This is a genomic window from Streptomyces sp. NPDC054813 (genome assembly GCF_053611365.1).
This window is the reverse complement of the sequence record NZ_JBSHAF010000002.1, coordinates 558,639-579,125: the sequence shown is the minus strand read 5'-3', so window position 1 is coordinate 579,125 and position 20,487 is coordinate 558,639. Positions and strand designations below refer to the sequence as shown.

15 protein-coding genes are annotated in these 20,487 nt (G+C 71.3%); 8 read left to right on the top strand and 7 right to left on the bottom strand.

All coding sequences use genetic code 11. From position 1 onward, the window contains the following. Nucleotides 1–578 precede the first annotated feature (578 nt). Nucleotides 579–1,028, top strand: a complete 450-nt coding sequence (locus ACWGJB_RS05985; RefSeq protein ID WP_453379014.1) for a PTS sugar transporter subunit IIA — start codon at nucleotides 579–581, stop codon at nucleotides 1,026–1,028. A gap of 95 nt (nucleotides 1,029–1,123) precedes the next feature. Next, the gene (ptsP, locus tag ACWGJB_RS05980; protein ID WP_453379013.1) at nucleotides 1,124–2,794 is read left to right on the top strand and encodes a phosphoenolpyruvate--protein phosphotransferase; all 1,671 of its coding nucleotides are present in this window, start codon (nucleotides 1,124–1,126) and stop codon (nucleotides 2,792–2,794) included. 71 nt (nucleotides 2,795–2,865) lie between these two features. On the opposite strand, the gene ACWGJB_RS05975 is transcribed toward ptsP, so the two are convergent. From ACWGJB_RS05975 to ACWGJB_RS05965, 3 genes are all read right to left on the bottom strand, one after another. After that, entirely contained in the window at nucleotides 2,866–3,759 is an 894-nt protein-coding gene (locus tag ACWGJB_RS05975; RefSeq protein WP_453379012.1) for a hypothetical protein, read from the bottom strand. A 22-nt stretch (nucleotides 3,760–3,781) separates the two neighbouring features. After that, the gene (locus ACWGJB_RS05970; protein WP_453379011.1) at nucleotides 3,782–4,087 is read right to left on the bottom strand and encodes a hypothetical protein; all 306 of its coding nucleotides are present in this window, start codon (nucleotides 4,085–4,087) and stop codon (nucleotides 3,782–3,784) included. Between the two features lie 344 nt (nucleotides 4,088–4,431). Further along, nucleotides 4,432–6,399, bottom strand: a complete 1,968-nt coding sequence (locus tag ACWGJB_RS05965) for an acetoacetate--CoA ligase (RefSeq protein ID WP_453379010.1) — start codon at nucleotides 6,397–6,399, stop codon at nucleotides 4,432–4,434. A gap of 212 nt (nucleotides 6,400–6,611) precedes the next feature. Between ACWGJB_RS05965 and ACWGJB_RS05960 the strand changes: the two genes are divergently transcribed. Beyond that, nucleotides 6,612–8,972 (top strand): glycoside hydrolase family 31 protein, encoded by a 2,361-nt coding sequence (locus ACWGJB_RS05960; protein WP_453379009.1) that lies wholly within the window; start codon nucleotides 6,612–6,614, stop codon nucleotides 8,970–8,972. A gap of 10 nt (nucleotides 8,973–8,982) precedes the next feature. Here the strand turns inward: ACWGJB_RS05960 and ACWGJB_RS05955 are convergent, their stop codons facing one another. Then, complete coding sequence (locus ACWGJB_RS05955; protein ID WP_453379008.1) at nucleotides 8,983–9,516, bottom strand: NUDIX domain-containing protein; 534 nt, start codon at nucleotides 9,514–9,516, stop codon at nucleotides 8,983–8,985. Nucleotides 9,517–9,701: 185 nt separating this feature from the next. Here ACWGJB_RS05955 and ACWGJB_RS05950 point away from each other — a divergent pair, with 185 nt between their 5' ends. The 5 genes from ACWGJB_RS05950 (at nucleotide 9,702) to glpK (ending at nucleotide 15,709) form a co-directional block, all read left to right on the top strand. Further along, a complete protein-coding gene (locus ACWGJB_RS05950; protein ID WP_453379007.1) occupies nucleotides 9,702–10,148 on the top strand; it encodes a Zn-ribbon domain-containing OB-fold protein in 447 nt (148 codons plus the stop codon). Further along, the gene (locus tag ACWGJB_RS05945; protein WP_453379042.1) at nucleotides 10,145–11,335 is read left to right on the top strand and encodes a lipid-transfer protein; all 1,191 of its coding nucleotides are present in this window, start codon (nucleotides 10,145–10,147) and stop codon (nucleotides 11,333–11,335) included. The genes ACWGJB_RS05950 and ACWGJB_RS05945 overlap by 4 nt, the downstream gene beginning before the upstream one ends. 113 nt (nucleotides 11,336–11,448) lie before the next feature. Next, the gene (locus ACWGJB_RS05940) at nucleotides 11,449–13,092 is read left to right on the top strand and encodes an EAL domain-containing protein (protein ID WP_453379006.1); all 1,644 of its coding nucleotides are present in this window, start codon (nucleotides 11,449–11,451) and stop codon (nucleotides 13,090–13,092) included. A 307-nt stretch (nucleotides 13,093–13,399) separates the two neighbouring features. Further along, nucleotides 13,400–14,137 carry an MIP/aquaporin family protein gene (locus tag ACWGJB_RS05935; protein ID WP_453379005.1) on the top strand — a complete coding sequence of 246 codons (738 nt, stop codon included), beginning with the start codon at nucleotides 13,400–13,402 and terminating at the stop codon, nucleotides 14,135–14,137. Between the two features lie 54 nt (nucleotides 14,138–14,191). Continuing rightward, on the top strand, nucleotides 14,192–15,709 hold the full coding sequence (gene glpK, locus ACWGJB_RS05930) for a glycerol kinase GlpK (protein ID WP_453379004.1): 1,518 nt from the start codon (nucleotides 14,192–14,194) through the stop codon (nucleotides 15,707–15,709). A gap of 62 nt (nucleotides 15,710–15,771) precedes the next feature. Here glpK and ACWGJB_RS05925 read toward each other — a convergent pair whose 3' ends face one another. From ACWGJB_RS05925 to ACWGJB_RS05915, 3 genes are read right to left on the bottom strand one after another with little or no spacing between them, the layout of a single operon-like run. Beyond that, nucleotides 15,772–16,377, bottom strand: coding sequence for a GTP-binding protein (locus ACWGJB_RS05925; RefSeq protein ID WP_453379003.1), 606 nt, complete (start codon nucleotides 16,375–16,377; stop codon nucleotides 15,772–15,774). Next, complete coding sequence (locus ACWGJB_RS05920; RefSeq protein ID WP_453379002.1) at nucleotides 16,358–20,059, bottom strand: hydantoinase B/oxoprolinase family protein; 3,702 nt, start codon at nucleotides 20,057–20,059, stop codon at nucleotides 16,358–16,360. The genes ACWGJB_RS05925 and ACWGJB_RS05920 overlap by 20 nt, the downstream gene beginning before the upstream one ends. A gap of 24 nt (nucleotides 20,060–20,083) precedes the next feature. Beyond that, nucleotides 20,084–20,479, bottom strand: a complete 396-nt coding sequence (locus ACWGJB_RS05915) for a DUF742 domain-containing protein (protein ID WP_453379001.1) — start codon at nucleotides 20,477–20,479, stop codon at nucleotides 20,084–20,086. Nucleotides 20,480–20,487 lie beyond the last annotated feature (8 nt).

The following is a 20,487-nucleotide window of genomic DNA, read 5'->3' as shown; positions in this document are numbered from 1 at the left end:
TGAGCCAGGATCAAACTCTCCGTGAATGTTTTCCCGTAATCGGGACGACACCACGAGAGCGGAACCACCGAAGGAATAATCCAGTGGTTCACAGCATCCTCGCTGTGTTTTTCTTCAAAGGAACCTCGCCCCAGCCATGATGGCCGGAGACGGGGTATCAACATATCTGGCGTTGACTTTTGGCACGCTGTTGAGTTCTCAAGGAACGGTCGCTTCCTTTGTACTCACCCTCTCGGGCTTTCCTCCGGGCTTCCCTTCGGTGTTCCAAACTCTATCAGTGTTTTTCCGGCCCTCTGACCACCCTCCCGCAGACATGCGGAAGATGATCCCGAGTTAGGATCTGACAAATTTGGGTGCTGCTGAGCGAGGACGCCTTTTAGCGCCGCTCCGCCTCAAGCAGGAGTACGACTGTACACGGACCCTCGGAGCCCGTGCAAATCCATTAGGCTGGTGGTCTAGACCACTACCTGGTAGCTTCCATGCGGAACCGCCACTTCATATGACATACGCTGCTGCTCAGTGCCGTCCGGAACAGGTAGTGACGGCCCGTAAGCAGCTCCATCTCCGGGAGGCTTCCCATGACCACCGTGACGTCCCCTCTGGCAGGACGCGCTATTGGACTGGCCGCCGTGCCGGATCCGGTCTTCTCCGGGGCCATGGTCGGCCCGGGCACAGCGATCGACCCCGCGCGAGAGCCTTCCGAGGTCGTGGCGCCCGTGGACGGCGTCATCGTCTCCCTGCACCCGCACGCGTTCGTCGTCGTCGACGAGAGCGGCCACGGCGTGCTCACCCACCTCGGTATCGACACGGTGCAACTCAACGGCCAGGGCTTCGAGCTTCTCGTCAACAAGGGCGACACCGTGACCCGCGGCCAGGGCGTCATCCGCTGGAACCCGGCCGCGGTCGAGGCCGCCGGTAAGTCCCCGGTGTGCCCTGTCGTGGCCCTGGAGGCCACGGCCGACTCCCTCTCCGACGTCCGTGACGACGGTGACGTGAAGGCCGGCGACAGCCTCTTCGTCTGGAACTGACGACCCCGACGCCGTCCCGTCGTATGACGGAGAGGACGGCGACCACGACAACCACCGCGGCGGCGGGGCCCGCCGCACTATCGGAGACGGGTGAGATGGAGACAACGCTGCGAGGCGTCGGCGTGAGCCACGGGGTGGCGATCGGCGAGGTTCGGCACATGGGAACGGCGGTGCTGGAGCCGCCTGCCAAGCAGATCCCGGCGGAAGAGGCGGAGCGGGAGCCGGGGCGTGCCCGGCAGGCCGTGGAGGCCGTCGCCGCCGACCTGATGGCGCGGGGCAACCTGGCCGGCGGTGAGGCCCAGGCGGTGCTCGAGGCGCAGGCCATGATGGCCCAGGACCCGGAGCTGATGGCCGACGTGGAGCGCCGGATCGCCGTCGGCAGCACCGCCGAACGTGCCGTGTACGACGCGTTCGCCGCGTACCGCGAACTGCTGGCCGGAGCCGGTGAGTACCTGGCCGGCCGCGTGGCCGACCTGGACGATGTGCGGAATCGTATCGTCGCCCGGCTGCTGGGGGTTCCGATGCCGGGTGTCCCGGACAGCGACGAGCCGTACGTGTTGGTCGCGCGGGATCTGGCGCCCGCGGACACCGCTCTTCTTGACCCGACTCTGGTGCTCGGTTTCGTGACCGAGGAAGGTGGGCCGACGAGCCACAGCGCGATCCTGGCGCGGGCGCTCGGGGTGCCGGCCGTTGTTGCGCTGCCGGGCGCCGGTGAGCTTGTCGAGGGCACGGTCATCGCCGTCGACGGCAGTACCGGCGACATCTTCGTGAACCCGAGTGCGGAGAAGAAGGCCGAGCTGGAGGCCGCGGCCGCCGAACGCAAGGCCGCGCTGACCGCCTCGACCGGTCCGGGTGTCACCGCGGACGGGCACAAGGTGCCGCTGCTGGCCAACGTGGGCGGACCGGCGGATGTGCCGGCGGCCCTGGCGGCCGGTGCCGAGGGTGTGGGCCTGTTCCGTACCGAGTTCCTGTTCCTCGACGACAGCAAGAACGCGCCGTCCGAGGAGAAGCAGGTCGAGGCCTACCGTCAGGTGCTGGAGGCGTTCCCGGAGGGCCGGGTCGTCGTGCGGGTGCTGGACGCGGGTGCGGACAAGCCTCTGGACTTCCTGACCCCGGCGGACGAGCCGAACCCGGCGCTGGGCGTGCGCGGCCTGCGGACGCTCCTGGACCACCCCGACGTGCTGCGCACTCAGCTGACCGCGTTGGCGAAGGCGGCCGAGGGACTGCCCGTCTACCTTGAGGTCATGGCGCCCATGGTGGCCGACCGTACCGACGCCAAGGCGTTCGCGGACGCCTGCCGTGCGGCGGGGCTGCGGGCCAAGTTCGGCGCCATGGTGGAGATTCCGTCGGCCGCGCTGCGGGCGCGTTCGATCCTCCAGGAGGTCGAGTTCCTGTCCCTGGGCACGAACGACCTGGCGCAGTACACGTTCGCCGCGGACCGTCAGGTCGGTGCGGTGTCCCGGCTGCAGGACCCGTGGCAGCCCGCGCTGCTCGACCTGGTCGCGCTGTCCGCCGAGGCGGCGAAGGCCGAGGGCAAGAGCTGTGGTGTGTGTGGCGAGGCCGCGTCCGATCCGCTGCTGGCGTGTGTGCTGACGGGTCTGGGTGTCACCTCCCTCTCCATGGGTGCGGCGTCGATTCCCTACGTCCGGGCGACGCTGGCCAAGTACACGCTGGCCCAGTGCGAGCGAGCCGCCTTGGCCGCGCGTGCCGCCGACAGCGCGGACGAGGCCCGCGCGGCGGCTCAGGCGGTGCTGTCCGGCGAGTAGCCGGGCGCGAACCTGATCGGCTGTCCTTCCGGGGGGCGCTCCACCTGCGGGTGGGGCGCCCCCGCTGCGTCTCAGTGGTGGTGGCCCGGCGGCGTCTCCTGGTCGCCGAGGTCAGGTGGTGCGCAGTAGTCGACGTCGGATTCCGGGGAGATGAGGTCGCCGGATTCGACGTCGGTGCAGTAGGCGTCGAAGACCTCGGCCGCGGTGAGGGGTGCGAGGCGGCCTCCGCGCAGGCGCCAGCCGTAGACGCGGTCGGAGGTGCCGGGGGCGCTGGTGCGCATGACGAGTCCGCCGGCGCTGCGGGTGGCGAGGCCGAGGGCCAGGACGCTGGTGAATTCGAGGACTTCGGCTTCGTCGAGGCGGGTGGTGCCCTCGCTGTCCCGGTCGGCGTGGAGGACGGTGACCAGCGTTTCGGGTGGTCCGGAGACGCTGCACACGAGGTGCCGGTCGCCCGGTGGGGCCGCGTCGAGGATGCGGGTGAGGAGGTGGGAGGCGCGGGCGAAGGCGGCGCGCCCGATGTCCTCGCCGCAGGTGGGGCAGGGGCCCAGGCGGGCCAGGAGGGTGCTGGCGTACTCCCAGGTGGCCTGGCGTACCGCTTCGTCGACGAGGTCGGCGACGAGGTCGGTCAGGGGGCGGCCGTCGTAGGGGATGGTGGCGCCGGTGGCCGCGAGTTCCGCGGTGAAGCGGGTGCGGGTCGCGGGGTTGTCCGGGTCGAGTCCGGTGGCCGTGCAGAACTCGGCGTAGTCCTCGGGGTCGAAGAGGGCGAGTGTGGTGTGGGTGCCTTCCGCGGCGCGGGTCCTGAGGAGGGCTTCGATCTGTCCCAGGTAGGTGGGGTGGTCGTGGAAGGTGAAGGTGCGGTAGCGCCGCATGGCGCGGAAGTCGTGTTCGTCGGTCAGCAGGCCGATGGTGCCGGCGATTTCGCGACGCAGGACGCGTCGCATGGCCCGGTGGTCGGTGTGCGCCATGTTTCCCCCTGTGAGCAGTCGATCAATGCTCACTCACCGTAACCGGCGCCTCTGACAATGCTGGTTGCGGAAGCCGATCGCGGACAAGGCGATTCTGAATTCCGCAGGTCAAAGCGATGGTGGCGCCGAATGCTGTCCAGCCGAGCGGGCCGGTGGCGATGGCGGCGGTGACGGCGAGTGGGCCGATGCTGCGCTGGGCGGCCTGGGCGAGTCCGTGGAATCCGAGGTAGGTGTCGGGGGCCAGGGCGACCGAGAGTTCCCGGGAGAAGGCGGCGTGGAGCATCTCGGCGGCGGTGAACCCGACGTCCTGGTGATCGAGAACGATCACGCGTCCTCGGTGACCGACGCCCGCTGCACTCGCTGGCCGCCGCGGGACCCGAGCGGTGGGTGCATGTGCGGACGGTGAGCAAGTTCCTGGGCGCCGACCTGAGGTGGGCGGCGGCCGCCTGTGATCCGGTCTCGCTCGCCCGGCACGACGGGCTGCTGCTCCTGACGTTGTCGCAGGAGACGGTGCTCGGGTTGATGACGGACGCCGGCACGCACGCGTTGGTGGCACGCACGCGTTGGTGGCACGCGCGCGTGAGACGTACGCGCTGCGTCGCGAGACGCCGGCCGGGGAGCCGGCCGAGCGCGGGATCGCCTCGCACGGGGTGAGCGCTCCTGCCGGGAGGATCAGGCGCGCTTGCGGGCCAGGTCCTCGTAGAAGCTCAGCAGGTCGAGGTTGTCGATGGAGCCGGGGTTGACGGCCTTCTCCAGGGGCGCGCCCTGGAGGAGGCGCTTGACCGGGACCTCGATGCGCTTGCCGGTGAGGGTGTGCGGGACGCCGGGGACCTCGATGATCTCGTCGGGGACATGGCGCGGCGAGAGCTGTTCGCGGATGGCCTGCTTGACGCGGTTCAGCAGGGCTTCGTCGAGGACGGCGCCCGGGGCCAGGTGGACGAACAGGGGCATCCAGTAGCCGCCGTCGGGCTGTTCGACGCCGATGACGAGGGATTCCCTGATCTCGGGCAGGCGCTCGACGACCTCGTAGATGTCGGCCGAGCCCATCCGTACGCCCTGGCGGTTGAGCGTGGAGTCGGAGCGGCCGTGGATGATCACCGAGCCGCGGGAGGTGACGGTGATCCAGTCGCCGTGCCGCCAGACGCCGGGATACGTGTCGAAGTAACTGTCGTGGTATCGGCTGCCGTCGGGGTCGTTCCAGAAGTGGATCGGCATCGAGGGCATCGGGTTGGTGACGACGAGCTCGCCGACCTCGTCGATGACGGGGCTGCCGCTGGGGTCCCAGGCCTGGAGATCGGTTCCGAGGCCGGGTGCCTGGAGTTCGCCGGTGTAGACCGGGAGGGTGGGGACGGCGCCGGCGAAGCAGGAGCACACGTCGGTGCCGCCGCTGACGGAGGCGATCCAGAGGTCGTCGCGGACCTCGTCGTGCAGCCAGCGGAAGCCGTCGGGGGGCAGTGGCGAGCCGGTGGTGGCGACACATCCCACCTTGGAGAGGTCGAAGTCGCGGGAGGGGTGCACACCGGCCTTGCGGCAGGCCATCACATAAGCGGCGGAGGTGCCGTAGAGGGTGGCTCCGGTGCGTTCGGCGACCCGCCACTGGGCGCCGGTGTCGGGGTAGCCGGGGCTTCCGTCGTACAGGACGATCGTGGTGCCCGTGAGGAGGCCGGAGACGAGGAAGTTCCACATCATCCAGCCGGTCGAGGTGTACCAGAAGAAGCGGTCCTCGGGGCCCAGGTCGCAGTGCAGGCCGAGCTGTTTGAGGTGTTCGACCAGGATGCCGCCCTGGGACTGGACGATGGCCTTGGGCAGGCCTGTGGTGCCGGAGGAGTAGAGCACCCAGAGGGGGTGGTCGAACGGGACCTGTTCGAATGCGGGCTCGGTGTCGGCGGCGGTCAGGGCCGACCACTCCAGGGCGCCTTCGGGGGCGGCCGTGCCGAGCAGTGGGATATGGACGACGGCGCGCAGGCTGGGCAGTTCGCGGCGGAGTTCGGCGACGGTCTCCCGGCGGTCGTGTTCCTTGCCGCCGTAGCGGTAGCCGTCGACGGTGAACAGGACGACGGGTTCGACCTGCTGGAAGCGGTCCAGGACGCTGCGGGCGCCGAAGTCCGGGGCGCAGGAGGTCCAGACGGCGCCCACGGCGGCGGTGGCGAGAAGGGCGACCACGGCCTGTGGGATGTTCGGGAGGTAGCCGCTGACGCGGTCTCCGGGACGGACGCCGAGGGTGCGGAGTTCGGCGGCCAGGGAGCCCACCTGGCGGCGCAGCTCGGACCAGGTGACCGGAAGCGGTTCGTGGGTCTCGTCGACATACAGGAGCGCGGGTTCGTCCGCGCGGGTGGCGGCGGCGCGCAGGGCGTGCTCGGCGTAGTTCAGCGTCGCGCCGGGGAACCATTCGGCGCCGGGCATCGCGCGGTCGCCGAGCACGCGCGCGTAGGGCGTCGCGAACCGGACGTCGAACCACTCCGTGACGGCCTTCCAGAACGTGTCCAGATGGTCGACGGACCAGCGGTGCAGGGCCGGGTACCCGCCCTCGGCCGGGGCTCCGTGGTGTTCCGCGGCCCAGGACTGGAACCTGGTGATGTGTGCCTGGGCGATCCGTTGCGGATCGGGTTGCCAGAGCGGCTGGGGGTTCGCGGTCGACATGGGGCGGCTCCCGGGCTTCTGCGCTGGTGTGCGTCGGACGCGCACGGGCTGGGGTGTGCGCGTACGCGGCTGACAGGGACGATGCCATGTGATCGACTTCTACACCAGGGTGCGCTCCACATAGTCCGTGTCGTGAAGATGTGGTCCCGGCACGGGTGAACGGCAGTTGAACGGCACGCATGTGGGGAGCGCTGAGTGGCAGGGTGAGCAGTATGGACGGTCGTGACCTGGTGCGTTCGGTGAGAGTGGTCGGTTCGAGGAAGGCGGCTCAGGGGTTGCGTACCGTACGGGCGGCATGGCGCAGGAGGCGGATCGACGCCGCCGGGCTGCCCGCGCGGGGGGCCGAGCGTGCCCGGGTGCCGGGGCCGGTGCAGGAGGCGGTGCCGGGGCCGGGCGGCGGTGTGATCCGCTTCAGCCGGTCCGAGCTGCGGATCACGGTCGCCGTGAACGGGGCGGTCTTCTGGGGCTGGGACGGGGCCGGTCCCGAGCCGTCGTACGCGCTCGCGGGGCGCTGTCCCGAGCCCGACCCGCGGGCGGTCCTCGAACCGGACACGGACGGCGGCTGGCGGGTCGTGGCGGAGCGGGTGAAGGTCAGCGTCTCGCGGCACGGCGCGGTGGAGGTGTGCACGCCCGGTGGCGTGATGCTGCGGCGGGATCTGCCGCCCCGCTGGTGGGAACCGGTGGACGGCGGCCCGGCACGCTGGGTGCAGCGGTCGGAGGTCGCCGCGGACGCGCGGTTCTTCGGCCTCGGCGGGCGTGCCTCGGGGCCGCGGCTGCGCGACGGTACGTACCGGCTGTGGAACACCGACCCCGGCCGCGCCTTCGGGCCCGGTGACGATCCGCTGTACGTCACCATGCCGGTGCAGCTGGTGGTGGCGGACGCGGCCGCGCACCTCGTGTTCCACGACACCTCCTGGGACGGCACGGTGACCCTCCGGGAGGGCGAGGAGGGTGCCGGATCCGGCCATGACCGGACCGGGCGGTGCGAGCTGCGGATGGACGGCGGTCCGCTGCGCTGCTGGGTGATGGCGGGCACGCCCGCGCGCGTGCTGCACACCTGGGCCTCGCTCACGGGCGCGCCCGCGCTGCCGCCTGCCTGGGCGCTGGGCCATCACCACGCGCGCTGGGGTTTCGGCAGCGAGCAGGAGGTCCGGCGGATCGTCGGCGGTTACCAGGAGCGGGGTCTGCCGCTGGACGCCGTCCATCTGGACATCGACCACTACGACGCCCATCAGGTGTTCACCGTCGACCACGAGCACTTCCCGAAGCTTCCGACACTGGCGGAGGAGCTGCGGCGGGACGGGATCCGGCTGGTGTCGATCGTCGACCCGGCGGTGAAGGCCGCGTCGGGCAACGCGGTCTATGACAGCGGGATGGGTGTCGACGCTTTTGTGCGGGATCCGTCGGGGCGGTTGGTGGAGGGCGTGGTGTGGCCCGGCGAGGCGGTCTATCCCGACTTCACGCACGCGCGCGTGCGCAAGTGGTGGGGCGGGCTGTACGAGGAGCGGCTCGCGCAGGGCTTCGCCGGGTTCTGGCACGACATGAACGAGCCGACGTCCTTCAACGCCTTCGGGGAGTCCACGCTGCCTCGCGCGTCACGCCACGCGTTGGAGGGGCGCGGCGGCGACCACCGGGAGGCGCACAACGTCTATGCGCTCTGCATGGCGCGGGCCGCCTACGAGGGGTTGCGCGAACTGGCGCCCAAGGAGAGGCCGTTCCTGTTCTCGCGGGCCGGCTGGGCGGGCATGCAGCGTTACGGGGGCACCTGGTCCGGTGACGTCGCCACCGGCTGGCCGGGGCTGCGCGCGTCCCTGTCGCTGGTCCTGGGGCTCGGGCTGTGCGGGGTGCCGTACTCCGGGCCGGACGTGGGCGGTTTCGACGGGAGCCCGTCGCCGGAGCTGTTTCTGCGCTGGTTCCAGCTGGGCGCCTACCTGCCGCTGTTCCGCACGCACGCGAGCATGCGGGCGGGGCGCAGGGAGCCGTGGGAGTTCGGGGCCGAGGTGCTGGAGCACGCGCGCGTGGCGCTCCTGGAACGGCGGCGCCTGCTGCCGTACTTCGTGACGCTGGCCCACCTGGCCCGGCGGACGGGCGCGCCCTACGTACGGCCGCTGTGGTGGGGTGCGCCGGAGGACCGGGCGCTGCGCGACTGCGAGGACGCGTTTCTGCTGGGCGACAGTCTGCTGGTGGCTCCGGTGCTGGGTCCGGGCGCCGACCGGCGTGCGGTGCAGCTGCCCCGGGGACGCTGGTACGACACGCTGACGGAGCGGGTGTACGAGGGGCCCGGGCAGGTGCTCGTGGACGCCCCGCTGTCGCGGATCCCGGTGCTCGCGCGCGCGGGTGCCGTCCTTCCCGTGCGGGACGAGGACGGCGGTGTGCGGCTGGAGGTGTGGGCGCCCGCCCGGGGACGGACCGGGGGCGGGCTGTTCGTGCCGGACGCGGGCGACGGCTGGGACGAGCCGGAGATCGAACGTTACGTCGCCCGCTGGCAGGGCCGGCGGGTGGTGGTGAGACGGGAGGGGGACAACGGCGTGGGCGAACCGCCGTATCCGGTGCGCATCCGGGGGCTGGGGTGAGCCGGAGGGCTCAGTAGCGGCCCTCGAACCACGCGCGTACGGCCACGCTGTGCAGCGGGAAGGCGAGTTCCTCGGGTCTGCGCAGCAGGTGCCACCCCTCCGTCTCGTCCGTCGCGCCGGACGGCGGGAGCCCTTCGGCCGGGCGTTCCGGGAGGAGTCCGAACAGCAGCAGGTGCCCGTCGGGTGAGCTCATGGCGTCGACGAGCCGAACGTCCCGCGCGGCCGCGTCGATGCCGGTCTCCTCCTTGAGCTCACGCACGACGGCGAGCCGCCAGTCCTCGCGGTCGTCGACGTAGCCGCCGGGCAGCGCCGTGCCTCCGCGCGCGGGGGCGATGGTCCGGGTGATGACGACCAGGGCGGTGCCCTTGGTGTCGTACACGGGCTGGAGGGCGATCGCCACCGGCAGGGGGTTGCGGTAGGCGATGTGGCCGCAGGCCGGGCAGGTGCGCGGCCAGCCGGAGACTCCCGCTCCGTAGGGCGCTCCGCAACTCGAACAGTGCGAGTCCGGAGCGGAGTTGGCAATTGGGTGCTGATTTTCGGACACGCGCGGACTTTATCCGATCACGGGAGCGACGTCTTACGGTCATGGGAACGCCTCGTTCCGGAAGTGAACCGACACCGACGGCCGGGACCGGCCGGAGGGATACGGCCCGGGGCACGGCCTGCCCAATTGCGGCGACCCGTGACACACTTCTGACGTTCCGTCAGATCTCGTGCCCTGGAGGAGCTTTGTCGCGTACACGCACGCCTGCGGTGGAGGGCTGGTTCGAGGGCGAGGGAGACGGGTTCCGGCTCCTGGGCACCCGTTGCGCGGCCTGCGCCTCGGTCTTCTTTCCGCGCGAGGACGCCCACTGCCGTAATCCCGGATGCGCGGGCGGCGACCTGGCGGAGGTCCCGCTCTCCCGCCGCGGGCGGATCTGGTCGTACACCGACAGCCGGTACCGACCGCCGTCACCCTACGTGAGCGATCCGGAACTTCCGTGGGAGCCGTACGCGTTGATCGCTGTGGAGCTGGAGTCCGAGCGGATCGTGGTGCTGGGACAGGCGGTTCCCGGGATCACCGTCGCCGATCTGGCGGTGGGCATGGAGGTCGAGGTCGTCCCCGGAGTACTGAGCGCGGACGCGGCGACGGCATGGACGACCTGGCACTGGAGGCCGACAGGGATGACGGCATGACGGCGGACGTGGCGGTGCTCGGCGTGGGCATGCACCCCTGGGGCAAGTGGGGGCGCGGCTTCGTCGAGTACGGGACGGCGGCGGCCCGCGCGGCCCTCGCGGACGCGGGACTCCGGTGGCGGGACATCGGCTCGGTCGTAGGCGCGGACACGGTGCGTGGCGGGTATCCCGGCTATGTCGCGGGCGCGACCTTCGCCAAGGCGCTGGGCTGGCAGGGCGCGCGCGTCGCGAGCGTGTACGCGGCGTGCGCGTCCGGGGCACAGGCGGTCGCCGCGGCGCGGGCGCAGATCCTGGCGGGGCTCGCGGACGTGGTGCTCGTGGTGGGCGCGGACGCGGCGCCCAAGGGCTTCTTCCGGCCTGCCGGAGGGGACCGCCCCGACGATCCCGACTGGCTGCGCTTCCGGCTGCTGGGCGCGACCAATCCCACGTACTTCGGGCTGTACGCGCGCCGTCGGATGGCGCTGTTCGGAGACACCCCGGAGGACTTCGCACTGGTCAAGGTGAAGAACGCGGCCCTGGGCGCGCTCAATCCGTATGCCCGCTACCGCGAGCGGGTCACCCCCGAGCAGGTCGCCGCCTCCCAGGTGGTCGCCGATCCGCTGCGGCTGCTGGACATCTGCGCGACCTCCGACGGCGGGGCCGCGCTGGTGCTGTCCAGCCTGGAGTTCGCGCACCGGCACGGTGCGGCCCGGCCGGTGCGGATCCGCGCGGTGTCCACGGTCACACCGCGCTATCCGAGCACGGTGCTGGACCTTCCGGACATCGCCACGGACTCCGCGGCCGCGGTCGAGCCCCCCGTGGAGCCCTTCCGTACGTCGATCGCACGGGCCGCCTACGAGGAGGCGGGCATCGGCCCCGAGGAGCTCTCCCTGGCGGAGGTGTACGACCTGTCCACCGCACTGGAGTTGCAGTGGTACGAGGATCTGGGCCTGTGCGCCGAGGGCGAGGCGGCCAAGCTGCTGCGCGAGGGGGCGACGGCCCCGGGCGGCCGGATACCCGTCAACGCCAGTGGCGGGCTCGCCTCTTTCGGGGAGGCGGTACCGGCCCAGGCGATCGCCCAGGTCTGTGAGCTGACCTGGCAGTTGAGGGGCGCTGCGGGCGACCGGCAGGTGGCGCACGCGCGCGTGGGGATCACGGCCAATCAGGGGCTGTTCGGACACGGCTCGTCCGTGATAGCGGTGCGCTGACGGGGGCAGGTGTGACAGCAGGGGTTGCGCACCGTGTGTGACCAGCTCGAAATGGTGCGTGAACGTCTTATGAACTGCCCCTGGGCGTACGTCGATGGCGTCATCATGCTCCCGTGCGCTCCTGGACGGATGCTCTCCGTTTCGCCTTCCAGCCGGTGGTCAATCTGACGACCGGCGGGATCACCGCACTGGAGATCCTCGCCCGCCCCGAGACCGGTGACATCCTCGCCGAAGCCCGCCGCAACCCCGAACTCGACGGCAGACTGACCGTGTTGGCCCTCCGCGCGGCGGCCCGTCAGGAGGCGCTGCTGCCGCTGCACATCAACGTGTTCGCGGGCACGCTCGCCGACCTGGGCGGCATCGGCCCGCTGCCCGGGGCCATCCGCGAAGCCGGCCGGATGCCCTGGGAGGTGACCCTGGACATCGTGCCGCCGTACACGCACGTACCGCACCGGGCCCTGCTGGAGGCCGTGGCGACGCTGCGCGGCGAGGGCTTCCGGATCAGCGCCGACGGCATCGGCGACGGGGACGTACCCCTGCGGCTGCTCACCGACCTCTCCCCCGACCTGATCAAGCTGGACGCCTCGCTGCTCGGCCGGCCGGCCGCGGTGCGGGCGATGCGCACCCTGTGCGAGGAACTGGGCGCCCTGCTGGCCATCGAGGGCGTGGAGACCGAGCTCCAGTACGCGGCCGCGCTCTCGGCCGGGGCCCAGCTGGCCCAGGGCGAGCTGTTCGCGCCGCCGACCCGGATCCCGGTGGCGGACGTGTACGTTCCGCCGCGTTCGGCCGCCGCCGTGCCCTCGCCGCGCTCCGGGCCGTCGGTGCGGGAGTTCATCCGGCCCGCCGCCCTGCTGCCGGTCACCGCGTCCGCGTTGCAGGTGCGGGCCCTGCTGACCGGCTCCCCGGACGTCTCCGGCGTCCTCCTGGTGGACCAGACGGGCGCCCCGGTCCGCTCGGTGCACCGCTCCCGCTTCCTGCTGTCCATGTCCGGCCGCTACGGACACGCCCTGTACGCCGACCGCCCGGCCTTCAAACTCGGCGACGCACCGCGCACGGTCGGCGTCGACGCGACCGCCTGGGAGGTCCTGGACGTGGTCGCCGTCGGCGACCGGGACCGCACGTCGGACGACGTGGCGGTGGTCGACCGACTCGGGCGCTGCGTGGGCGTCGTACGCCTCGCCGACCTGGTACGCGCCCTCGCCGAGAACCGCGTCGAGGAGGCGGCCGGGCTCAATCCGCTGACCCGGCTGCCCGGTTCGGACGCGATCACGGGCGAGGCGGACCGGTGGATCGCGGAGGGCCGGGTCTTCGCCCTGAGCTGGCTGGACATCGACCACTTCAAGCAGGTCAACGACGGCGCCGGGTTCGCCGCGGGCGACGAGCTGATCCGTGCGGTGGGACAGACACTGCAGCAGGCCGTGGCCGGGCACGCGCGCGTGGGGCACATCGGCGGGGACGACTTCCTGGTGCTCGCCGACGAGGAGGTGCTGGACCGGCTGGTGACCGGCGTGCTCGACGCGCCCTGGTCCGCCGGCGGCCGTCCCGTCACGCTGTCCCTGGCCACCGTCGTGTGCGGGCCCGGCAGCGTGGCCGACCACCGGGAGGCGGCCGCGTGTCTCACGCCGCTCAAGAAGGCCGCCAAGGCGCTGCACGGGGCGAGTTGGGTGCTGGGGCGGGCGGGACTGCCCGGGCACGAGATCCGGCGCGGCTCGGGCGCGTATCCGGCCCAGGCCGGCTATGCGGCGGCGGAGCCGTGAAAACCGGTTCCGGGCGAGTTGCCTGTCATCGTTGCCGTCGGCGACCTTGACGCTCCCTGAGTGCCGGTGAAAACTTCCGGTGTCGGTCGACATCGCCGTACATTCTCGGCGTAATCAGGCACCGCGCCATGGGCCGCTCCTGTCCTGAGGCCCGCTCCCCCATGGGCGATTCGGCTGTTACGGCACGCTCGTCACTGACGCCGGGCGGGGCGCGGGACCTTCCCTGCCTTCGGCTGACGTCGCCAAGGGAACCGTTCCTGCTCAATGCGCCGGGGTCGATCCCCCGGCCAGCGCCCTAGGAGCCGCCATGAGCAACGGAGACATATTCGTAGGCGAAGTCATCGGCACCGCCATCCTGATCCTGTTCGGCGCGGGCGTCTGCGCCGCCGTCACCCTCAGACACTCCAAGGCGAGAGCGGCGGGGTGGGTGGTGATCGCGTTCGGCTGGGGATTCGGCGTCCTGGCCGGCGCCTACACCGCCGCTCCCCTCTCCGGCGGCCAGCTCAACCCCGCCGTCACCATCGGCATCGCCGTCGACACCGGCGAGTGGGGCAAGGTCTGGGTCTATCTCCTCGGTCAGCTCGTCGGCGCGATCCTCGGCGCCGTTCTGACGTACCTCGTCTACCTGGCCCAGTTCCAGGCCAACGTGGCCGACGAGGACACCGGGGAGGAGCCGACACCGACGCTCGGCATCTTCTCCACCATCCCGGAGATCCGGAACCCGGTCGCCAACCTCATCACCGAGATCATCGCGACGATCGCGCTGGTCCTGCCGATCCTCGCGTTCGGGCTGACCAAGGGGCTCGGCGAGTCCGGCACCACCGTGCTGATCGTCTCGCTGCTGGTCGTCGGCATCGGGCTGTCCCTGGGCGGGCCCACGGGCTATGCCATCAACCCGACGCGCGACCTCGGCCCCCGGATCGTGCACACCTTCCTGCCGATTCCCAACAAGGGCACCTCCGACTGGGGTTACGCCTGGATCCCGGTCGTCGGCCCCCTGGTGGGCGGGGCGCTCGCGGGCCTCATCTACCACGCGGCCTTCTGAAACGCGGCCTTCCGATCCCACGCAGCCTTCCGACCCAGCGACCAAGGGGTAGCCATGACGGACACCGCCGAGAGGTACGTCGCCGCAATCGACCAGGGCACCACGTCGAGCCGCTGCATCATCTTCGACCACGGCGGCGCGATCGTCGCCGTCGACCAGCGCGAGCACCGCCAGATCTTCCCCAAGCCGGGCTGGGTGGAGCACGACGCCACCGAGATCTGGTCCAAGGTGCAGGCCGTGGTCGCCGGGGCGCTCGCCAACGCGGGGCTGCGCGCCGACCAGCTGAGCGCGCTCGGCATCACCAACCAGCGGGAGACGACGGTCCTGTGGGACCGCGCCACCGGCAAGCCCGTGCACAACGCGATCGTCTGGCAGGACACCCGCACCGCCGCCCTGTGCGGCGAACTCGGCGGCAGCGACGGCCAGGACCGGTTCCGCGACCAGACCGGACTGCCCCTGGCCAGCTACTTCTCCGGGCCCAAGGCGGCCTGGCTGCTGGACAACGTGCCCGGGCTCCGCGACCGGGCCGAGCGCGGTGAGATCGCCTTCGGGACCATCGACTCCTGGCTGATCTGGAACCTCACCGGCGGCGTCGACGGCGGCCGGCACGTCACCGACGTCACCAACGCCGGGCGGACCATGCTGATGAACCTGGAGACCCTCCAGTGGGACGCCTCCATCCTGTCCGCGATGAACGTCCCCGAGGCGGTCCTGCCCGAGATCAGGTCCTCCGCCGAGGTGTACGGCACCGCCGTCGGCCAGCTCGCCGGGGTGCCGGTGGCGTCCGCGCTGGGCGACCAGCAGGCGGCCGTCTTCGGGCAGGCCTGCTACGACGTCGGCACCGCGAAGAACACCTACGGGACGGGCAGCTTCCTGCTGCTCAACACCGGTGACCGGCCGGTGCCGTCCAAGAACGGGCTGCTGACGACCATGGGCTACAAGATCGGCGGCGAGGCGCCCGTGTACTGCCTCGAGGGGTCGATCGCCATCACGGGAGCGCTCGTCCAGTGGTTCCGGGACCAGCTCGGCATCATCCGCACCGCCGACGAGATCGAGACCCTGGCCGCGAGCGTCGACGACAACGGCGGCGCCTACATCGTGCCCGCCTTCTCCGGCCTGTTCGCGCCCTATTGGCGCGCGGACGCGCGCGGGGTCGTCACCGGCCTCACCCGGTACGTCACGAAGGCACATCTCGCGCGCGCGGTCCTGGAGGCGACCAGCTGGCAGACGCGGGAGGTCGTGGACGCCATGTACCAGGACTCCGGGGTGCAGATCACGACCCTGAAGGTGGACGGCGGCATGACGAAGAACAACCTCCTGATGCAGCACCAGGCCGACGTCCTCGGGGTGCCGGTGATCCGGCCCCGGGTGTCCGAGACGACCTGCCTGGGCGCCGCCTACGCGGCCGGCCTCGCGACCGGCGTGTGGAACGACCTCGACGAGCTCAAGTCGCACTGGCAGAAGGACGTCGAGTGGAGGCCGGCCATGGAGGCGTCGGTGCGCGACAGGGAATACGCGAACTGGCGCAAGGCCGTGGAGAAGAGCTTCGGCTGGCTGGAGGACGGCGAGTAGCCGCCCGCCCCGGGACCACGGCCCGTACCCCGGTCGGCGGGGGTACGGGCCGTGCCGGCGCGTCAGGTGGTGACGGTCTGGCGTTTGCTCGCCGCGTACGCCATCGCGTGCTGGACTACGCCGATGAGCACCTGCTTGACCGACTCGCGGTCCCGGGCGTCGCACAGCAGGACCGGTACGTCCGCGTCGAGGTCGAGGGCCTTGCGGATGTCCTCGGCCGGGTAACGGTCCGAACCCTCGAAGCAGTTGACGCCGACCAGGAACGGTATGGAGCGCCGCTCGAAGTAGTCGACGGCGGCGAAGCAGTCCTCCAGGCGGCGCGTGTCGGCGAGCACGACAGCGCCCAGCGCGCCCTCGGACAGCTCGTCCCACATGAACCAGAACCGCTCCTGCCCGGGCGTGCCGAACAGGTACAGCACCAGGTCCTCGCGCAGGGTGATGCGGCCGAAGTCCATGGCGACAGTGGTGGTGTGCTTGCCCTCGACGCCGTTGGTGTCGTCGACCGGCCGGCCGGCCTCGGTGAGCACCTCCTCGGTGCGCAGCGGCCTGATCTCGCTCACCGCGCCGACCAGGGTCGTCTTGCCCACGCCGAAGCCGCCGGCCACGAGGATCTTGAGCGTGACGGGCTCGACCGGGGGCTTGCCGCGCTCAGATCGCCCGAAGATCATCGATCTCTTCTCCTGCTTGATGAGGGTCGTTGTTGATGGGGTCGGGTGACGGGCTTCCGTATCCGCCGCCACCTGGGGTTTCGATGACCAGTACGTCGTCGGCGCCGACGTCCGCGCTGTCGCTGCCGCCGAGCTTGGTGACCGTCCCGTCGGCCCGCTCCACCCGGTTGGCGCCGAGCGCGCCTGGTGCGCCGCCCGCCATGCCGTACGGCGGGACGCGCCGGTGCTGGGACAGGGTCGAGACGGTCATGGGTTCGAGGAAGCGGATGCGGCGCACCGCGCCGTCCCCGCCGCGCCAGCGGCCCGCGCCGCCGCTGCCCCGCCGTACGGCGAACTCGTCGAGGCGGACCGGCAGTCGCCACTCCAGGACTTCCGGGTCGGTGAGCCGGGAGTTGGTCATGTGGGTCTGTACGACGCTCGCGCCGGGGAAGCCGTCGCCGGCTCCGGATCCGGAGGCGACGGTCTCGTAGTACTGGTGGCGCTCGTTGCCGAAGGTGACGTTGTTCATGGTGCCGGAACCCTCGGCCTGGACGCCGAGCGCCGCGTAGAGGGCGCCGGTGATGGCCTGGGAGGTCTCGACGTTGCCCGCGACCACGGCGGCCGGCGGCTCCGGGGCGAGCATCGATCCGGGCGGTACGACGATGTCCAGCGGGCGCAGGCAGCCGTCGTTGAGCGGGATGTCGTCGGCGACCAGGGTGCGGAAGACGTACAGCACGGCCGCGTTGACGACGGCGAACGGGGCATTGAAGTTGGTGTCCAGCTGCGCCGAGGTGCCGGTGAAGTCGACGGTCGCGCGCCGCTTGTCGCGGTCCACGCGCACGCGTACCCGGATCACGGCGCCGGAGTCGGTCTCGTAGGCGTACGCGCCGTCGTCCAGGGCGTCGATGACGCGGCGGACGGCTTCCTCCGCGTTGTCCTGGACGTGCCGCATATAGGCCTGGACGACGTCGAGGCCGAACTCCTCGATCATGCGGCCGACTTCGTCGACGCCCTTGCGGTTGGCGGCGATCTGGGCGCGCAGGTCGGCGAGGTTGGTACGGATGTTGCGGGAGGGGTAGCGGGCCTCGGCGAGCAGCCGGCGGGTCTCGGTCTCGCGGAACCGGCCGTTCTCGGCGAGCAGCCAGTTGTCGAAGAGGACGCCCTCTTCGTCGATGGTGCGGCTGTCGGCGGGCATCGAGCCGGGGGCGATGCCGCCGATCTCGGCGTGGTGGCCGCGGGAGGCGACGTAGAAGAGGATCTCCGGGGCACTGCCGGGGTCACCCTCCGTGCCCGCCGTGCCGACGGCGCCGCGGGTGCCCTCGGCGCCGCCGGTGCCCTCGGCGCCGAAGACCGGGGTGATCACGGTGACGTCGGGGAGATGCGTGCCGCCGTGGTACGGGTCGTTGACGGCGTAGGTGTCGCCAGGGCGCATCGAGGTGCCGCGCCGGCGGATGACCTCTTTCACGCTGGTCCCCATGGAGCCCAGGTGGACGGGGATGTGCGGGGCGTTCGCCACCAGGTTCCCGTCCGGGTCGAACAGGGCGCAGGAGAAGTCCAGGCGCTCCTTGATGTTGACGGACTGGGCCGTCGACTCCAGCCGGGCGCCCATCTGTTCGGCGATCGACATGAAGAGGTTGTTGAAGACCTCAAGCAGAACCGGATCCGCTTGTGTGTCGATATCGGAACTCTGTGTAACCGCCGCGCGTTCCATGACCAGATGCCCGTCGTCGGTCGCCGCGGCCCGCCAGCCGTCGTCGACGACGGTCGTGGCGCCGGCTTCGGTGATGATCGCCGGGCCGGTGACGGATTCGCCGGGAGGCAGGGCCTCGCGGCGGTGGAGGGGTACGTCGCGCCAGGCGCCGCCGGTGTGGAGGCGGACGGCTTCCGGGGCGGCGGGACGGCCTTCGTACGGGGCGAGGACGGAGAGATCGGGGGGTCGGGTGATGCCGGTGGCTTCCACGGAGAGGGCTTCGACGACGACCGGGCGGTCGAGCGTGAAGGAGTACGTGGCGCGATGACGTTCTTCGAAGGCGTGTTTCATCGTGTCGGGCTCGGTGAGCTCGACGGTGAGGGTCGTGTCGGTGCCGTCGTAGCGGAGCTGGGCGCGGCGGGTGACTTCGATGCGGTCCTCCGGGACGTCCTCGGCGAGGAGTTCGGAGCGGGCCGTGGCCTCCAGGTCGTCGGCGGTCTTGAGGACGCCGGGCATGGCGGCGGGCTCGAGGGGAGCCTCGACGGACTGTTCGCGCATGGCGGTGGTGTCGGCGAGGCCGATGCCGAGCGCGGACAGGAGACCCGCCATGGGCGGCACCAGAACGGTGCGGATGCCGAGCGAGTCGGCGACCATGCACGCGTGCTGGCCGCCGGCCCCGCCGAAGGTGGTGAGGGCGTAGCGGGTGACGTCGTGGCCCTTCTGGACGGAGATCCGCTTCACGGCGTTGGCGATGTTGGCCACGGCAATGCTCAGGTAGCCCTCGGCGACCTGTTCCGGGGTCCGGTCGTCGCCGGTCTGTTCGCGGATCTCCCGCGCGAGGCCGGTGAAGCGGTCGCGGACGAGGCCGGCGTCGAGGGGCTGGTCGCCGTCGGGTCCGAACACGAGGGGGAAGTGGGCGGGCTGGATCCGGCCGAGCATGACGTTGGCGTCGGTCACCGTGAGCGGGCCGCCGCCCCGGTAGCAGGCCGGACCGGGGTCGGCGCCGGCCGAGTCGGGGCCGACGCGGTAGCGGGAGCCGTCGAAGTGCAGCACCGAGCCGCCGCCCGCGGCGACGGTGTGGATGTCCAGCATGGGGGCGCGCAGCCGCACGCCCGCGATCTGGGTGGTGAAGACCCGTTCGTACTCGCCGGCGAAGTGGGAGACGTCGGTGGAGGTTCCCCCCATGTCGAAGCCGATGACCCGGTCGAAGCCGGCGAGCTGCGACATCCGGGCCATGCCGACGATCCCTCCGGCCGGCCCGGAGAGGATGGCGTCCTTGCCGCGGAACTGCCCGGCCTCGGCGAGCCCGCCGTTGGACTGCATGAACATCAGCCGGACGCCTTCGAGCTCGTCGGCGACCCGCCGGACGTAGCGGCGCAGTACGGGCGACAGGTAGGCGTCGACGACGGCGGTGTCGCCGCGCGGAACGAGCTTCATCAGCGGGCTTACCTCGCTGGACAGCGAGATCTGCGGGAAGCCGGTGCGGGCGGCCAGCTCGCCGATCGCCTGCTCGTGGGCGGGGTGGAGATGGCTGTGCATACAGACGACGGCGACGGCGCGGATCCCCTCGTCGTACGCCTCCTGGAGCGGGCCCGCCAGGGCGTCCAGGTCGGGGGCGCGCAGGACGGTGCCGTCGGCCTCGATGCGCTCGTCGGCCTCGACGACCCGTTCGTACAGCAGCTCGGGCAGGTCGATGCGGCGGGCGAAGATGCGGGGGCGGTTCTGGTAGGCGATGCGCAGGGCGTCGCGGAAGCCGCGCGTGATGACGAGCAGGGTGCGCTCACCCTTGCGTTCCAGCAGCGCGTTGGTGGCGACCGTGGTGCCCATACGGACGGCGTCGACCGGGTCGCCGGAGCCTTCGAGCAGCTCACGCACGCCTGCCACCGCGGCGTCGGCGTACCGCGCGGGGTTGTCGGAGAGCAGTTTGTGGGTGAGCAGCCGGCCGTCCGGGCGCCGCGCGACCACGTCGGTGAACGTACCGCCGCGGTCGACCCAGAACTGCCAGCCTGTCACGTCACTACTCCGCATCCGCGCCGGTCACAGCGCCCGGAGGCCGTTGATCACGTCGCGCAGAATACTCTCGTCCACCAGCTCGGCCGGTGGGACCGGGCGGTTGACATGGACGAGTTCACCGTCGACGAGGTCACCGACGAGGACCCGGACCACTCCGACGGGCAGATCGAGTCCGGAGGCCAGCTCGGCGACCGACTGCGGAGTGTCACGGCACAGCTCGACGATGTCCACGTGCTCCGGGGACAGCATCCGGTCGTCCTCCGGGTCGTCCGCGTGGGCCTCAGCGACGACCACCGCGATCAGATCGAGGCGGTGCTGGGCCGCACTGGTGGTGCGGCCCCGCGTCATGGCGTACGGACGGACGACCGGTCCGGCCTCGTCGTCGAACCAGTGGCTTCTTCCCTGACCGTCTCCGCTCATGTCATCCC

Coding starts and splice junctions, on each gene's coding strand:
- ACWGJB_RS05935 (WP_453379005.1), top strand. CDS start 13,400: ATGAGCAACGGAGACATATTCGTAGGCGAAGTCATCGGCACCGCCATC.
- ACWGJB_RS05985 (WP_453379014.1), top strand. CDS start 579: ATGACCACCGTGACGTCCCCTCTGGCAGGACGCGCTATTGGACTGGCC.
- ptsP (WP_453379013.1), top strand. CDS start 1,124: ATGGAGACAACGCTGCGAGGCGTCGGCGTGAGCCACGGGGTGGCGATC.
- ACWGJB_RS05975 (WP_453379012.1), bottom strand. CDS start 3,759: ATGGCGCACACCGACCACCGGGCCATGCGACGCGTCCTGCGTCGCGAA.
- glpK (WP_453379004.1), top strand. CDS start 14,192: ATGACGGACACCGCCGAGAGGTACGTCGCCGCAATCGACCAGGGCACC.
- ACWGJB_RS05965 (WP_453379010.1), bottom strand. CDS start 6,399: ATGTCGACCGCGAACCCCCAGCCGCTCTGGCAACCCGATCCGCAACGG.
- ACWGJB_RS05945 (WP_453379042.1), top strand. CDS start 10,145: ATGACGGCGGACGTGGCGGTGCTCGGCGTGGGCATGCACCCCTGGGGC.
- ACWGJB_RS05925 (WP_453379003.1), bottom strand. CDS start 16,377: ATGATCTTCGGGCGATCTGAGCGCGGCAAGCCCCCGGTCGAGCCCGTC.
- ACWGJB_RS05960 (WP_453379009.1), top strand. CDS start 6,612: ATGGACGGTCGTGACCTGGTGCGTTCGGTGAGAGTGGTCGGTTCGAGG.
- ACWGJB_RS05915 (WP_453379001.1), bottom strand. CDS start 20,479: ATGAGCGGAGACGGTCAGGGAAGAAGCCACTGGTTCGACGACGAGGCC.